15 protein-coding genes are annotated in these 14,748 nt (G+C 69.8%); 10 read left to right on the top strand and 5 right to left on the bottom strand.

Annotated elements, in window-relative coordinates:
* Positions 1 to 94: 94 nt before the first annotated feature.
* The 4 genes from AC1DXV_RS07755 (at position 95) to AC1DXV_RS07740 (ending at position 3,525) form a co-directional block, all read left to right on the top strand.
* Positions 95 to 1,129: an ABC transporter substrate-binding protein gene (locus AC1DXV_RS07755; protein ID WP_477864163.1), complete on the top strand. Its 1,035-nt coding sequence runs from the start codon at positions 95 to 97 to the stop codon at positions 1,127 to 1,129.
* Positions 1,126 to 1,932: an ABC transporter ATP-binding protein gene (locus AC1DXV_RS07750; protein WP_477864162.1), complete on the top strand. Its 807-nt coding sequence runs from the start codon at positions 1,126 to 1,128 to the stop codon at positions 1,930 to 1,932. Before AC1DXV_RS07755 ends, AC1DXV_RS07750 begins: the two co-directional genes overlap by 4 nt.
* 3 nt (positions 1,933 to 1,935) lie before the next feature.
* Positions 1,936 to 2,763 carry an ABC transporter permease gene (locus AC1DXV_RS07745; RefSeq protein ID WP_477864161.1) on the top strand — a complete coding sequence of 276 codons (828 nt, stop codon included), beginning with the start codon at positions 1,936 to 1,938 and terminating at the stop codon, positions 2,761 to 2,763.
* Positions 2,764 to 2,835: 72 nt separating this feature from the next.
* The gene (locus tag AC1DXV_RS07740) at positions 2,836 to 3,525 is read left to right on the top strand and encodes a peptidylprolyl isomerase (protein ID WP_477864160.1); all 690 of its coding nucleotides are present in this window, start codon (positions 2,836 to 2,838) and stop codon (positions 3,523 to 3,525) included.
* 2 nt (positions 3,526 to 3,527) lie between these two features.
* On the opposite strand, the gene AC1DXV_RS07735 is transcribed toward AC1DXV_RS07740, so the two are convergent.
* Together AC1DXV_RS07735 and AC1DXV_RS07730 are read right to left on the bottom strand one after the other, a co-directional pair.
* Entirely contained in the window at positions 3,528 to 5,555 is a 2,028-nt protein-coding gene (locus tag AC1DXV_RS07735) for an alpha/beta hydrolase family protein (protein WP_477864159.1), read from the bottom strand.
* Between the two features lie 86 nt (positions 5,556 to 5,641).
* Entirely contained in the window at positions 5,642 to 7,162 is a 1,521-nt protein-coding gene (locus AC1DXV_RS07730; RefSeq protein ID WP_477864158.1) for a CoA-acylating methylmalonate-semialdehyde dehydrogenase, read from the bottom strand.
* A gap of 111 nt (positions 7,163 to 7,273) precedes the next feature.
* Between AC1DXV_RS07730 and AC1DXV_RS07725 the strand changes: the two genes are divergently transcribed.
* The 3 genes from AC1DXV_RS07725 (at position 7,274) to AC1DXV_RS07715 (ending at position 9,678) form a co-directional block, all read left to right on the top strand.
* Positions 7,274 to 8,263: a LysR family transcriptional regulator gene (locus AC1DXV_RS07725; RefSeq protein WP_477864157.1), complete on the top strand. Its 990-nt coding sequence runs from the start codon at positions 7,274 to 7,276 to the stop codon at positions 8,261 to 8,263.
* Complete coding sequence (locus AC1DXV_RS07720) at positions 8,250 to 8,663, top strand: PaaI family thioesterase (protein ID WP_477864156.1); 414 nt, start codon at positions 8,250 to 8,252, stop codon at positions 8,661 to 8,663. The genes AC1DXV_RS07725 and AC1DXV_RS07720 overlap by 14 nt, the downstream gene beginning before the upstream one ends.
* A gap of 328 nt (positions 8,664 to 8,991) precedes the next feature.
* Complete coding sequence (locus AC1DXV_RS07715) at positions 8,992 to 9,678, top strand: YecA/YgfB family protein (RefSeq protein ID WP_477864155.1); 687 nt, start codon at positions 8,992 to 8,994, stop codon at positions 9,676 to 9,678.
* Here the strand turns inward: AC1DXV_RS07715 and AC1DXV_RS07710 are convergent, their stop codons facing one another.
* Positions 9,679 to 10,983, bottom strand: a complete 1,305-nt coding sequence (locus AC1DXV_RS07710) for an Hsp70 family protein (RefSeq protein ID WP_477864185.1) — start codon at positions 10,981 to 10,983, stop codon at positions 9,679 to 9,681. It abuts the gene before it with no gap.
* Between the two features lie 59 nt (positions 10,984 to 11,042).
* On the opposite strand from AC1DXV_RS07710, the gene AC1DXV_RS07705 reads away from it, so the two are divergent.
* The 3 genes from AC1DXV_RS07705 to AC1DXV_RS07695 all read left to right on the top strand — a co-directional run bounded on the left by AC1DXV_RS07705 (position 11,043) and on the right by AC1DXV_RS07695 (position 12,960).
* Positions 11,043 to 11,627: a sigma-70 family RNA polymerase sigma factor gene (locus AC1DXV_RS07705; protein ID WP_477864154.1), complete on the top strand. Its 585-nt coding sequence runs from the start codon at positions 11,043 to 11,045 to the stop codon at positions 11,625 to 11,627.
* Entirely contained in the window at positions 11,624 to 12,355 is a 732-nt protein-coding gene (locus tag AC1DXV_RS07700; protein ID WP_477933100.1) for an anti-sigma factor, read from the top strand. The genes AC1DXV_RS07705 and AC1DXV_RS07700 overlap by 4 nt, the downstream gene beginning before the upstream one ends.
* Positions 12,356 to 12,465: 110 nt before the next feature.
* Positions 12,466 to 12,960, top strand: coding sequence for a tetratricopeptide repeat protein (locus tag AC1DXV_RS07695; RefSeq protein WP_477871333.1), 495 nt, complete (start codon positions 12,466 to 12,468; stop codon positions 12,958 to 12,960).
* 10 nt (positions 12,961 to 12,970) lie between these two features.
* Here the strand turns inward: AC1DXV_RS07695 and AC1DXV_RS07690 are convergent, their stop codons facing one another.
* Entirely contained in the window at positions 12,971 to 14,281 is a 1,311-nt protein-coding gene (locus AC1DXV_RS07690) for a D-amino acid dehydrogenase (RefSeq protein WP_477933098.1), read from the bottom strand.
* 10 nt (positions 14,282 to 14,291) lie between these two features.
* Positions 14,292 to 14,748, bottom strand: a 457-nt coding sequence (locus AC1DXV_RS07685; RefSeq protein ID WP_477933096.1) for a LysE/ArgO family amino acid transporter, incomplete at its 5' end; no start/stop codon positions are given.

Here is a 14,748-nt window from a genome sequence, read left to right as displayed (position 1 = left end):
TCGTGACGCGGCGGCGCCTACGCAGCAACCCTCACAGCCCAACCAGGCATCGGGGCTAAAGTTGTCGCTTCCTCGGACCCCCGGATCTCGCACCATGCAACGTCGTGACATCCTCCTGCGCAGCGCCGCCGCCGGCGCCGTGGCCGCCTTTCCTGCGCTGCTGCACGCGCAGGCGCTCGACAAGCCGAAGCTGACCATCGCGGTCGGCGGCAAGAACCTGCTGTACTACCTGCCGCTGACGATCGCCGAGAGCCTCGGCTACTTCAAGGCCGAGGGGCTGGAGGTGACGATCGCCGACTTCGCCGGCGGCTCGCGCGCGCTGCAGGCAGTGGTGGGCGGCAGCGCCGACGTGGTGTCGGGCGCGTTCGAGCACACGCTGAACATGCAGGTCAAGGGCCAGCGCATGCGCGCCTTCGCGCTGCAGGGCCGGGCGCCGCAGATCGTGCTCGGCGTCAATCCGAAGACGATGCCCGCCTTCAAGGGCATCGCCGACCTGAAGGGCAGGAAGATCGGCGTCACCGCGCCCGGTTCGTCGACCAACGTGCTCGCGAACTTCGTGCTCGCGAAGGCGGGCTTGAAGCCGAGCGACGTGTCGATCATCGGCGTGGGGGCCGGCAGCGGCGCGGTCGCGGCCATGCGCTCCGGCCAGATCGACGCGATGAGCAACCTCGACCCGGTGATCACGCTGCTGCAGCGCAGCGGCGACCTGAAGATCGTCACCGACACCCGCATCGTCGCCGAGGCCGACAAGGTGTTCGGCGGCCCGATGCCGGCCGGCTGCCTGTACGCGCCGCAGACCTTCATCGACAAGAACCCGCTCGCGACGCAGGCGCTGGCGAACGCGCTGGTGCGGGCCGACAAGTGGATCCAGGCAGCAGGCCCTGGCGAGATCATCAAGGCGGTGCCCGAGAGCTACCTGCTGGGCGACCGCGCGGTCTACGTCGACGCCTTCCTCGCCGCGAAGGGCGCGCTGTCGGTGGACGGGTTGATGCCAGAGGCCGGCCCCGAGACCGCGCGGCGCGCGCTGGCCAGCATCGACCCGGAGATCGCCGCGGCGAAGCTGGACCTGCAGGCGGTCTACACGAACGAGTTCGTGAAGAAGGCCAACGCGAAGTACCCGAAGGCATGAGCGGGGATGCCGCACTGCAGTTCGACGGCGTCAGCTGCACCTTCATTTCACGCGACGATCCGGGCCAGCGCTACACCGCGGTGCGCGATGTCTCGCTGACCGTCGGCGCCGGCGAGTTCGTCTCGGTGGTCGGGCCGACTGGCTGCGGCAAGAGCACGCTGCTGAACATGGCGGCCGGGCTGCTGACGCCGAGCAGCGGCACGGTGCATGTCTTCGGGCGTCCGCTGGCGGGCTTGAACACGCGGGCCGGCTACCTGTTCCAGGCCGAGAGCCTGATGCCGTGGCGCACCGCGCTGCGCAACGTGATGGCCGGGCTCGAGTTCCGCGGCGTCGCCGATGCGAAGGCACAGGCCGGCGAGTGGCTGCGCCGCGTCGGCCTGGGCGGCTTCGGCGACCGCTACCCGCACCAGCTGTCGGGCGGCATGCGCAAGCGCGTGAGCCTCGCGCAGACGCTCGCGCTCGACCCCGACATCATCCTGATGGACGAGCCGTTCTCGGCGCTCGACATCCAGACCCGCCAGCTGATGGAGAACGAGGTGCTGGCGCTGTGGGCCGCGAAGAAGAAGGCGGTGCTGTTCATCACGCACGACCTCGACGAAGCGATCGCGATGAGCGACCGCGTGGTGTGCCTGAGCGCCGGGCCGGGCTCGCACCCGATCGGCGAGTTCCGCATCGACCTCGAGCGGCCGCGCGACGTGGCCGAGGTGCGCACGGCGCCCCGCTTCGTCGAGTTGCACCAGGCGATCTGGTCGGTGCTGCGCGACGAGGTGGTCAAGGGTTACCAACAACAACTGGCCGCCTAGCCCATGTGGAAGTACCTCAAGCCCCGCCCGGGCAACCTGCGCCTGTGGCAGCTCGGCCTGCTGGTCGCGATCTTCGTGCTGTGGCACGTGCTGACCGCGCCCGGCCTGGTCCGCCCGTTCCTGTTCGAGAACGACCGGCAGGCGGCGTTCTTCTTCGGCGAGCCGCTGAAGATCTTCGCGCGCGTATGGGCCTGGTTCGTGACCGGCGCCGACATCTACCACCACCTGTGGATCACGCTGCAGGAGACGGTGCTCGCGTTCGGCATCGGCACCGCGATGGGCCTGGGTTGCGGGCTGTGGCTCGCGCTCAGCCCGATGGCGGCGGCGATCTGCGAGCCCTACATCAAGGCGCTGAACTCGATGCCGCGCGTGATCCTCGCGCCGATCTTCGCGGTGTGGTTCGGGCTGGGCGTCGCGAGCAAGGTGGCGCTGGGCATCACGCTGGTGTTCTTCATCGTCTTCTTCAACGTCTACCAGGGCGTCAAGGAAGTGAGCCCGGTGGTGCTCGCCAACGCCCGCATGCTGGGCGCGAGCCGGCGCCAGCTGCTGCGCCACGTCTACCTGCCGAGCGCCACCAGCTGGGTGTTCAGCTCGCTGCACACGAGCGTCGGGCTGGCCTTCGTCGGCGCGGTGGTGGGCGAGTACCTCGGCTCGGCCGAGGGCGTCGGCTACCTGATCCTGCAGGCCGAGGGCTCGTTCGACATCAACACCGTGATGGCCGGCATCCTGGTGCTGACGGCCTTCGCGCTGCTGCTGGACGCGGCCGTCGGCTGGGGCGAGCGGCGGCTGATGAAGTGGCAGCCGAAGACCGGCGAGACCGAGAAACTCTGAGCGGCGGTGCCGGGCGGTGAAGTCGCCGAGAATGGGGGCTTCGCCCATTTGCGGCCCACTCCGTTCAAGCCCATGTCGACTTCACGCCTGATCCCGTTGTTCGCGATGGTTGCCCTGACCGCCTGCGGCGGTGGCGGCAGCGGCAGCCCCTCGTACCCGGCTGCGCCCACCTTCCCGCCCGCGCCGGTCTCGATCCCGGCCGCGCCCACGACCGATTGCAGCGATGCCGGCAAGGCCGCCGCCGCCGCCAGCACCGCGACCAACACCGTCTGCATGCTCACCACGCACGGCGAGATCGTGCTGGAGCTGTACGCCGACAAGGCGCCGGTCACGGTCGCGAATTTCCTGCAATACGTTGCTGCCAAGCGCTACGAGAACACGCTGCTGCACCGTGTCGTCGCGGGCTACGTCGTGCAGGGCGGCGGCTTCACCGGGGACTGGACCCACATCCCGACCTACGCCCCGATCGTGCTCGAGAGCGACAAGGGCCTGAGCAACGTGAAGGGCACCATCGCGATGGCGCGCCAGGGCGGCACCAACACGACCACGGCGACCAGCGAGTTCTTCTTCAACGTGGCCGACAACCACGCCTGCCTGGACATCCGGCCGACGGCTCCGAACTGCGACCAGAACGGCTATGCGGTGTTCGGCAAGGTCATCGCCGGGCTCGACACCCTCGACAAGATCACCGCGCTGAAGGTCGACTACTTCGCCGCGCCGACCGTGCCCACCGCGACGTTCTGGGTCCAGCAGCTCAAGTAGGGTCAGCGGGCGGGTTTCAGCGACTTGGCCAGGAAGCGTTCGAGCCTGCCGTAGAAGTCCGTCTCGTTCTTCGGCGTGCAGAAGCAGTGGCCTTCGTCGAAGTAGTCGACCATCTCGATGTTGACGCCCGCACTCTCCGCTGCCGAGACGAACTTGCGCGCATGCTCGATCGGTACGCGGCGGTCCACGCTGCCGTGAGCGAGCAGCACCGGGATCTTGATTTCGCCGGCGCGCTTCAGCGGCGAGGTGGCGGCGAGTTGGTCGGCGTCCTTCACCGGATCGCCGACCAGGATGGGCATGCCGTATTGCTTGTATTCATCGGACATGTCGCTCCAGGCGAGGTCGCGCATCAGGTCGATGTCGGTGACGCCTGCGTAGCTGACGGCGCACTTGTAGACGCCGGGGCTGGCAATGGCGCCCATCAGCGCTGCGTAGCCGCCATAGCTGCCACCGTAGATGCACACGCGTGCAGGATCGATCAGCTTCTGTTCGGCAGCCCACCGGACCGAGTCGGTGAGGTCGTCCTGCATCGCGAGGCCCCATTGCTTGAACCCCGCCCGGAACAGGTTGCCGCCGTACCCCGTACTACCGCGGAATTCCGGCTGGATCACCCGGTAGCCGCGCGACGCGAGGAACTGCGCTTCGGCCGCCCAGCTCACGTCGGCCCCTCGCACCCAAGGTCCGCCGTGGACCAGCACCACGGCCGGTAGCGGGTCGGTGGCTGACGTGCCGGCCGGGCTCGTGACATAGACCGGAATGATGAGGCCGTCGCGCATCTTCACCCGCTGGAAGCTGCGCGTGCCTTGGGTCGATTCATCGATCCATGGGCGGTCCGAGGCAATTTTTTCCAACGAGTTCTTCTTGCTGTCGAACAGGAAGTATTCGCCGGGTTGGCGGTCGGAGGTCGAATGGACGACGAAGAAGCGGGTCGACTCGCAGTCGCCGCAGATGATCCGGTTGCTGCGGCCGGCCGGCAGCGCGGCGTCGAGCCCCTTCTGCAGGCGCTGCATCGCCGGATCGAACCAGACGCTGATCGGACGGTCGGCCCTGAAATGCCTGCCCAGCACGTGACCGGTTCGATGATCGCTTTCCCACGTGCCATCCACGTCGAAACCCTTAACGCTCAGCAAGGGCTCCGGGTCCAGGCGATGCGTCGCGAGGTCGAAGCGGTACAGGCCGCGGGTGTTGGTCTTGACGCCTCCCGAGACCAGCAACTCGCCGGAGCCGTCGACGATCTCCGGACTGAAGCCATTGCCTTCATTGGTGTAGGTGTCGAACTCGGCCACCTGCTCCCATTGATCCGTCTTCGGATTGCGCCAGTGCACGCTCGTCTTGCCATTTCCCTGTGCCGTCACGACACGAGGCTGGCCCTGCCGATCGAGTGTCCAGTCCCGCACGCCCTCCGGCGCGCCCTGGCTGAGGTTGGTCAGCTTCATCGTGACCGTGTCCATGCGCGCCAGCTGGATGTTGGCCAGCACCCCCGCCTTGCCCCAGACATAGTGCTTGAGGAAGACGTCGTTACTGCCGTCATGGGCCGGCGAGTGCGTGGTCCAGCCCCACGGCAGCGTCCGGGACTTGACGAGCGCATGGTCCTGCGTCGTGCTGCGGGCCGACACCAGCTGGTTGTACCCGCTACCGTCGTGGTTGACGGCAAACACGCCGTAGCCACCCTGCCGGATCTCCGCACCGGGATCGGCCGCTTCGTATACCAGCCGGTCGTCGTTGACCCAGAAGGCGTCCTCGACGTTCGCGTCCGTGTAGTCCGCCACCACGTGGACCTGCCCGACCGGATCGAGGTCCATCACGCCGAGCCGCCAGCGCCCGGTCGGGCCGGTCAGGATCAGCGCCAGCCGCCGTCCGGACGGCGAGATCCGCACGCTCTGGATGTCCGGCCACTTGGTGAACTGCTCCACCGGCAGCAGGCCCGAAGCCGCCTTCGCCGGTTCAGCCGCCTGCAGCGCCGCGCCGACGCACAGTCCGCCCAGCGCCACGCCCAGGGCGCGCACGCCCTTCCTCCACATTGCACGCATGCGTGCCCTCCCGATGGTGTCGTGAAGCGGCTGTCGTCGCCGCGAAGCGGGCGATGTTACGACCACTTACCCCGGGAGCGCAGCGTTCATTTGGCGGTCGGCATCACGAATTCGGCACCGCGTGCAATGCTCGACGGCCAGCGCTGCATCACGCTCTTCTGCTTGGTATAGAAGCGCACGCCCTCTTCGCCGTAGGCGTGCATGTCGCCGAACAGGCTCTTCTTCCAGCCGCCGAAACCGTGCCAGGCCATCGGCACCGGGATCGGCACGTTGATGCCGACCATGCCGACCTGCACGCGCCGCGCGAACTCGCGCGCGACGTTGCCGTCGCTCGTGAAGCAGGCGACGCCGTTGCCGAACTCGTGCGCGTTGACGAGCGCCAGCGCCGCCGCGAAATCCGGCACCCGCACGACGGCCAGCACCGGGCCGAAGATCTCCTCGCGGTAGATGCGCATCTGCGGCGTCACGTGGTCGAACAGCGTGCCGCCGATCCAGAAGCCGCCGTCGTGACCGGGCACGCGCAGGCCGCGGCCGTCGACCACCAGCTGCGCGCCTTCCTGCACGCCGATGTCGATGTAGCCGCTGATGCGCTTGAGTGCTTCAGCGGTGACGATCGGGCCCATCTCGGCATCGAGCTCCATGCCGTTCTTCACCTTCAGCGTCTTCGCGCGCGCGGCCACCGCGTCGACCAATCGATCGGCGATGTCGCCCACCACCACCGCGACGCTGATCGCCATGCAGCGCTCGCCGGCCGAGCCGTAGCCGGCGCCGATCAGCGCGTCGACCGCCTGGTCGAGGTCGGCATCGGGCATCACCACCATGTGGTTCTTCGCGCCGCCCAGCGCCTGCACCCGCTTGCCGTGGTGCGCGCCGGTCTCGTAGATGTACTGCGCGATCGGCGTCGAGCCGACGAAGCTGAGCGCCTTCACGTCGGGGTGCGTCAGCAGCGCGTCCACCACCACCTTGTCGCCCTGCACGACGTTGAACACGCCGTCGGGCAGGCCGGCCTGCTTCAGCAGCTCGGCCATGAACAGCGAGGCCGACGGGTCGCGCTCGCTCGGCTTCAGGATGAAGCTGTTGCCCGCGGCGATCGCCACCGGGAACATCCAGCAGGGCACCATGCACGGGAAATTGAACGGCGTGATGCCGGCCACCACGCCCAGCGGTTGGCGCAGCGTCCAGTTGTCGATGCCGGTCGAGACCTGGTCGGTGAAGTCGCCCTTCAGCAGCTGCGGGATGCCGCAGGCGAACTCGATGATGTCGATGCCGCGCGAGACCTCGCCCTGCGCATCGGTGAACACCTTGCCGTGCTCGGCGGTGATCATCGCGGCCAGCGTGTCGCGGTGCTGGTTCATCAGCTCGAGGAACTTGAACATCACGCGCGCGCGGCGGATCGGCGGCGTCTGCGCCCAGCCGTCGAACGCGGCCTGCGCGGCGGCCACCGCGGCGTTCACGTCGTCCGCGCTGCCCAGCACCACCTGCCGCGCGACCGCGCCGGTTGCAGGGTTGAAGACCGCCTGGCGGCGCCCGCTGCGGCCCGCGACCGGCGCGCCCTGGATGAAGTGGCCGACCTCGGCGGTGGCGGTGAACGGATCGTGGGCGCCCATGGCGTGGTCTCCTGGAGCTGTGGGGGTACCGATTCAGTCTAGGAGTCGGGTGGCCGCTTGCCAATGCGATCACGGTGACTTCATTGTTCGATAATCTGAACAATGACGACCATGGACCAACGCATCGACCTGCTCTGGCCGCAGGTGCACACGCTGACGCTGCTGGGCCAGCTGGCGAGCTTCACGCAGGTGGCGCAGCGGCTCGGGCTGTCGAAGGCGGCGGTCAGCCAGCGCATCACCGAGCTGGAGCGCGCGGTCGGCCAGCCGCTGGTGCAGCGCACGACGCGCTCGGTGCGGCTGACCGATGCGGGGCGGCGGCTGGTCGAGCAGACCGGCGAGGCCTTCGAGCTGATCGCGCGCAGCGTGGTCGAGGCGCGCGACCAGGCCGCACAGCCGCGCGGGCTGGTGCGCATCACCGCGCCGGTGGCGCTCGGGCGGCAGCATGTGGCGCCGCACCTCGAGGCCTTCGTGCGCGCGCATCCCGACATCCGCGTCGAGCTCGACCTGTCGGACCGGCTGGTCACGCTGGCCCACGAGGGCTTCGACCTGGCGGTGCGCCACACCAGCGCGCCGCCGGAGAACCACGTGGCCTGGAAGCTCTGCGCGTCGCGCGCGCTGCTGGTGGCGACGCGCGCCTACCTGAAGCGCCAGGGCACGCCGAAGACGCCGGCGGATCTCGCCGGCCATGCCTGCCTGACCTACCTGCGGCCGGGCCCGGCGCTGTGGCAGTTCGAGCGCGATGCGCTGGGCGACGAGCCCGAGCCGCAGCGGCTGAGCGTCGTCGCGCAGGGGCCGCTGCGGGCCGGCAACAGCGAGGTGCTGCGCGACGCGGCGCTGGCCGGCCTCGGCATCGCGCTGGTGCCGGATTTCAGCGCGGCGGCGGCGCTGCGGGCCGGCAAGCTGCGCGAGGTGCTGCCGCAGTGGCGGCCGGTCGGCTTCTTCGGCGATGCGGTCTACGCGATGCGGCCGTGGAGCCCGAACACGCCGAAGGCGGTGCAGGCGCTGGTCGCGCACCTGCGCGCGGCGCTGGCCGGCGGTTTCGGCGAAGGCTCGCTACAGTCGCCATCTGACTTGCCGGAGGGAAACCATGCTGCGCCCTGACATCACCATCGAAGGATTCCACGACCGCCAGGCGGGCTTCGCGCCCGACCGCTTCGGCGTGCAGATCACCGCCATCGCCGAAGGACACCTCGATTCGCAGATGCAGGTGCAGCCGTGGATGCTGGCGCCGAACGGCTTCCTGCACGCCGCCAGCGTGATCATGCTGGCCGACACCAGCGCCGGCTACGCGACCATCGCGCACCTGCCCGAGGGGGCGAAGAACTTCACGACCATCGAGCTGAAGAGCAACTTCTTCAGCACCGCGAAGGAAGGGCTGGTGCGCTGCGAAGCCCGCGCCGACCACCTCGGCCGCTCGACGCAGGTCTGGTCGGCCACCGTCTTCAGCCCGCAGGGCAAGAAGATGGCGCTGTTCCGCTGCACGCAGATCATCCTGACCTGAGCCTAAAAAAAAGCCCACCCGGTAAGGGGTGGGCTGGAAGTCCTCAAGAGAGAGGACGTCGTTGGGATCGTTGCGGTCGGTCGCCTGTTGTTCTGGTGAGGGCCCCGGCTCAGTGCAATCGTTGGTATCGCGTGGTTTGGATTTCAAACCCGTGTGACAGCATGGGTGCACTGTAGGAGGACGAAAACGTTTGGGCCATCCCCAAAACGGGGGAAGCGACCGAAGCGATGTCGAATTCCCAACAAAAGTTCGCATGCGTTTTCACGCGTTCGCATCGCGAATGACGCGGTGGCGCGACGTGCACATCGCGCAGCGCGACAATCCGCCGATGCACCCGCCCTCCCACCGCCGTCCGCCCGCGCGCACGCATGCGCCCGCCCCTCCGCTGAGCGAGTCGGAGATCGACGAGCTGCAGGCCCGCCTCGATGCGGTGCCGGCACCGCTCGACCCGCTGGACGCCAGCATGGTCGACGGCTTCCTGTGCGGCGTGCTGGTGCAGCCGGTGCGGGTGCCGGCGCAGCGCTGGCTGCCGTTGCTGACCGACGTCGACGGCCGCCCGCTGCCGGCGAACTTCGATGCCCGCCGCCTGCACGAGCTGGCGCAGCGCCGCCATGCCGAGTTGAACGACGCGATCACGCGCCGCCAGTGGTTCGATCCGTGGGTGTTCGAACTCGACGACGGCTCGGACGAAGACGACGCGAGCATCGAGGCGGTGCTGCCCTGGGTGGCCGGCTTCGCGACCGCGATGGAGGCCTTCCCCGAGCTGATGAACGGCGACGCGCAGGCGCTGACCGAACCGCTCGCGCTGCTGTACCGCCACCTCGATCCCGAGGACCTGGAGGATGCCGACGACCTGCTCGAGGAGATCGAGTCGCTGGAGCCGCCGGCCGACCTGAGCGAGGCCGTCGAAGGGCTGGTGCGCGCGACGCTGCTGCTGGCCGATGTCGGGCGGCCGCTGCAAGTGCAGCAGGCGCCTCGCCCGCCACAGCGGCCGCCGCACCGCCCGCGGCGCTAGCTAGCTTCTCTCGAACCAGCGCCGGGCGTGCAGCCCCAGCCCGGTCGCCACGCTGGCGAACCGGTCGCCGCGCACCGCGCGCGCCTGCGGGAACTCCGCCGCGATCTGCTGCGCCAGCAGCCGCAGCCCGGTCGAGCCGCCGGTGAAGTACAGCGCATCGACCTGCTCCGGCCGCAGCCCGGCCTGCAGCACCGTCTCGCGCGCCGCGCCGACGATGCGCGCGATGTCGCCCTCGATCGCCTGCACCGCCTCGCGCTCGGTCAGCAGCACCTCCAGCCGCCGCTCGACGTGCGACAGGTCGATCACCGTGTCGCCCCCTTCGGCGACGCTGATCTTCGCGGCCTCCGCGCGCGACGCCAGCTCGTGCCCCAGCCGCTCGTTCACCACCGTCATCAGCCGCTGGTGGTGCAGCGGGTTGCCGTAGAAGCCGCGCATGCTGCGCAGCTCGGCCACGCGCTGCGGGCTGTACACCGAGTTGATCAGGTGCCAGGTCGCGAGGTCGAAGTACACGCCGGTCGGCACCTCGCGCGCCGGTGCGCCGGCCACGCTCGGGCCCATCGCGCCGTAGCCGAACTCGCGCAGGATGCTGGCCAGCTCGACGCGGCGGTCGAAATCGGTGCCGGCGATGTGCACGCCGTGGTTGGCGAGGATGTCGTCCTTGCGCTCCAGCCGGGGCGCGCGCTCGGGGCCGACGCGCACCAGCGAGAAGTCCGAGGTGCCGCCGCCGATGTCGGCCACCAGCACCAGCTGCTCGCGGTCGACACCGCTCTCGAAATCGAAGGCCGCGGCGATCGGCTCGTACTGGAAGTGCACCTCGTCGAAGCCGACCAGGGCCGCGGCCGAGGCGAGCGTGGCCTGGGCCTGCGCATCGCGCACCGGGTCGTCGTCGACGAAGAACACCGGCCGGCCCAGCACCGCGCGGTGGATCGGCGACTGCGCCTCGGTCTCGGCCAGCGTCTTCAGGTGCTTCAGGTAGCCGGCGATGATGTCGAGGTACTTCACGCCGCGCCCGCCGCCGACGTCGGTGGTCTGCTCGGCCAGGCTGCTGCCGAGGATGCTCTTCATCGAGCGCATCAGCCGGCCGTCGAGCCCGTCGACGTAGGCGGCCAGCGCCGCCCGGCCGAACGCGCGCGGCGGGCCGTTGGTCTCGGCGCCTTCGACGAAGTAGAAGACGGCGGTCGGCATCGTGCGCTGGCCGGGCTCGAGCTCGACCAGGCGCATCGCGCCGCCGGATCGGTCCGGGGTGGATCCATCGGGAATCGCGATGGCCGAATTGGACGTGCCGAAATCGATGGCGCAATACATGATGGCGGCGAAGGGCACAACGGATGGGGGGCGCGGATTGTAGGGCACACTGCCGCGCGATGAGCCCGACCCGTGCCCCGCCCGCCGACCTGCCCGCGCTGCTCGCGCGCATCGCGCTGCGCGAGCGCGCCGCCTTCGAGCCGCTGTACCGCGCCACCTGCGCGCATCTGTTGGGCGTCGCGTTCCGTATCTTGAACGACAGGGACCGCGCCGAAGAGGTGCTCCAGGAGGCGTTCATGAATGTCTGGCACAACGCGGCGAGCTACCGGCCCGACGTGGCGGCCCCGATGACCTGGCTGATCAACATCGTGCGCAACAAGGCGATCGATGCGCTGCGCTCGGGCAAGACCGAGCGGGCCTCGACCACCGCGCTCGACGACGAGGCGATGGCCGTCGCCGGCGACCCCGCGCTGGAGCCGCAGCGGCTGCTGGACGACGGGCTGACCAAGGCGCGCATCGACGGCTGCATGGCGGCGCTGAACGCGTCGCAGCGGCAGGCGCTGGCGCTCGCGTACTACCGCGGCATGGTGCACACCGACATCGCGCTGGCGCTGAACGCGCCGGTCGGCACCGCCAAGGCCTGGGTGCGGCGCGGCCTCGACAAGCTGAAGGATTGCCTGGTCGCGGCGGGGGTCGGCGCATGAACTACCTGCAGCCCGAGCGCCTGGACCGGCTGGCGCGCGAGTACGTGCTGGGCACGCTGACCGGCGGCGCGCGGCGCCGCTTCGAGCGCGTGCTGGCCGCGAGCCCGGCGGCATCGCTGGCGGTCGGCGCGTGGCAGCAGCGCTTCTCGGTGCTCGCGGCCAGCGTGCCGCCGATGCAGCCGCGCGAGGCAGCGTGGCTGCAGCTCGAGCGCCGGCTGTTCCCGGCGGCGCCGAAGGCCTCCGCGGGCTTCGGGGCGTGGCTGTCGAACCTGCTGTCCGCGCGCTCGCTCGGCGGCGCGCTGGCCGGCGTGCTGCTGTGCCTGGCGGTGCTGCGGCTGCAGCCGGGACTGATCGGGCTGCAGCCGCCGTCCGAATCGCTGCCGCAAAGCTATGTCGGCCTGCTCAGTGATGGCGAAGGCCGCCCGGCGGTGCTCGCGAGCTCGCTGCGCCACGGCCGGCAGCTCAGCGTGAAGCTGCTGCAGCCGGTGGCGGTGCCGGCCGGCCGCGTCGCGCAGCTGTGGGCGCTGCCGCGCGACGGCGGCGAGCCCTTCCCGCTCGGCGTGGTGCCCGACCGTGGCAGCGCGGTGCTGGCGCTCCCGGACAGCTCCGAGAAGCTCTTCTTCAACGTGACACGGCTCGCGGTCACGCTGGAGGTGGCGCCGGCGCTGGCCGGTGCGGCGCCGGCGGGACCGTTCGTGCTGATCGGCCCGTGCGTGAAGCTCTGGTAGCAATTTCTTTCAATCGCGGATGCGTCCGTCGGCACATTCCGCTCCGTAAGTGCCTGCATGACATCGACAACGGTGTCTGCCAACCAACCTGAATGAAGGACCTGAAGATCATGAACACGACATTCGCCCGCCTGCTGACCCTCTCGACGCTCGCCCTGGCCCTGGGCAGCGCCTTCGCTGCCGACAGCGCGCCGCCGGCCCCGACCCCCGCCGCAGCGGCGGCTGACAAGCTGGGCGCCGCGCGCGCGCAGATCGCCGCGAAGAACTGGGCCGGCGCCATCGACGAGCTGAAGAAGGTCAACGACACCGGCAGCGCCGACTGGAACAACCTGATGGGCTACAGCCTGCGCAAGGCGAAGACGCCCGACCTGGCCGCCTCGGAGAAGTTCTACGACACCGCGCTGCGCATCGACCCGAAGCACAAGGGCACGCTGGAGTACTCCGGCGAGCTGTTCCTGATGAAGGGCGACCTGCCGAACGCCGAGCAGCGCCTGGCCGCACTGAACAAGGTCTGCGGCGCCGGCTGCGACGAGACGGTCGAGCTGAAGAAGTCGATCGAGCGCTACAAGGCGGCCGGCAACAAGTACGTCTCGGCCAACTGGTAACTCGACCCGATCAGGCGGCCGCCATCCGCGTGGCGCCTGCCTGCGGCACCCCGCCGCAGAACCCGAAGTCGAGCGCCGGCCGCACGCCGCTCATCAGCTCGGCGAGCGCGCGGCCCGATCCGGCGCCGTGCGTCCAGCCCAGCGTGCCGTGCCCGGCGTTGATCCACAGGTTGGCGAGCTTGCCGCTGCGCCCGATGTACGGCACGTTGGTCGGCGTGCTGGGCCGCAGGCCGGTCCAGAAGTTCGGCTCGGTGGTGTCGGCGACGCCCGGGAACACCTCTTCGTAGCGGTCGATCAGCGCCTGGCAGCGCACGCGCGAGGTCGCGCTGTCGAGGCTGGTGTCGTAGCCGGCCATCTCGGCCGTGCCGGCGATGCGCACGTGGTCGCCGAGCCGGCTGATCGCGATCTTGCGCGAATCGTCGAGCAGGCTCGCGACGCTGGCGGCCTCGGGCCGCTTCAGCTTCAGCGTCGCCGAGTAGCCCTTGGCGGGGTAGATGTTCAGGTAGATGCCGAGCGGCCGCAGCAGCGGCGCGGTGAAGCTGCCCATCGCGGCGACGAAGGTGTCGGCCGTCAGCGTGCGCGGCTCGCCGGTCTGCATATCGCGCAGCCGCACCGATTGCACCGCGCCGCCCGCCGCATCGATGCCGGCGATGTCGTGCTCGTACAGGAAGCTCGCGCCGCGCTGCTGGCACAGCTGCGCCAGCTTCTGCGTGAAGACGCGGGCGTCGCCTGATTCGTCGCTGGGCGTGAAGGTGCCGCCCGCGATGCCGTTCGCGAAGCCCTGCAGCGCCGGCTCGACCTTCAGCACCTCGTCGCGCGACAGCACGCGGCGGTCGACGCCGTGGTGGCGCATCAGCTCGGCGCCGGCCGCGCCCTCGTCGAACTCCTTCTGCGTCGAGAAGAAGTGCAGGATGCCGCGCTCCAGCCGGTCGTACTGGATGCCGGTCTGCGCGACCAGCGCCTTCAGCGACTCGTGGCTGTAGCGGCCCAGCGCCACCAACTGCGCCACGTTGCGCTCGAACGCGGCGTCGTTGCACTGCAGCAGGAAGCTCAGGCCCCAGCGCCACTGGTGCGGGTCGAGCTTGGGGCGGAACAGCAGCGGCGCGTCGTCGCGCGCCAGCCACTTCAGCACCTTCAGCGGCGCGCCGGCATTGGCCCACGGCTCGCAGAAGCTGACCGAGATCTGCGCGCCGTTGGCGAAGCTGGTCTCCAGCGCCGCATCTTTCTGGCGGTCGACCACGGTGACCTCGTGGCCCTGCTCCAGCAGGTACCAGGCGGTGCTCACGCCGATGATCCCGGCTCCCAACACGACGACTTTCATTGAAGCTCCTTCAGATCGGGCGCCACAACAGCTGGGCCGCCACGCAGAACATCACCACCGCGACGCTGGCATCGATCGCCCGCCACACCGCCGGGCGCTGCAGCCAGCGCGAGGCTGCTGCGGCACCATAGCCGAGCGTCACAAACCACATCAGCGACGCAAGACCCGCACCGACCGCGAACGCGAAGCGGCCGTCGCCCGGCTGTTGCGCACCGACCGTGCCGAGCAGCAGCACCGTGTCGAGGTAGACATGCGGGTTCAGGTAGGTCATCGCCAGCGCGGTGGCCATCGTGGCGCCCAGGCCACTGGCACCGGCGCGCGCCTGCAGGCCGGCATCGACGCCGCGCCAGGCCTGGCGCGCCGAGCGCAGGCCGTACAAAAACAGGAAGGCCGCACCACCGTAGCGCAGCACCTGCAGCAGCAGCGGCATCGACTGCACCGCGGCACCGAGCCCGAACACGCCCAGC

The sequence above is a fragment of the Rhizobacter sp. P3_C12 genome (assembly GCF_056402735.1).
The sequence above is the reverse complement of the archived record's forward strand: the minus strand, read 5'-3'. Positions and strand labels throughout refer to the sequence as shown.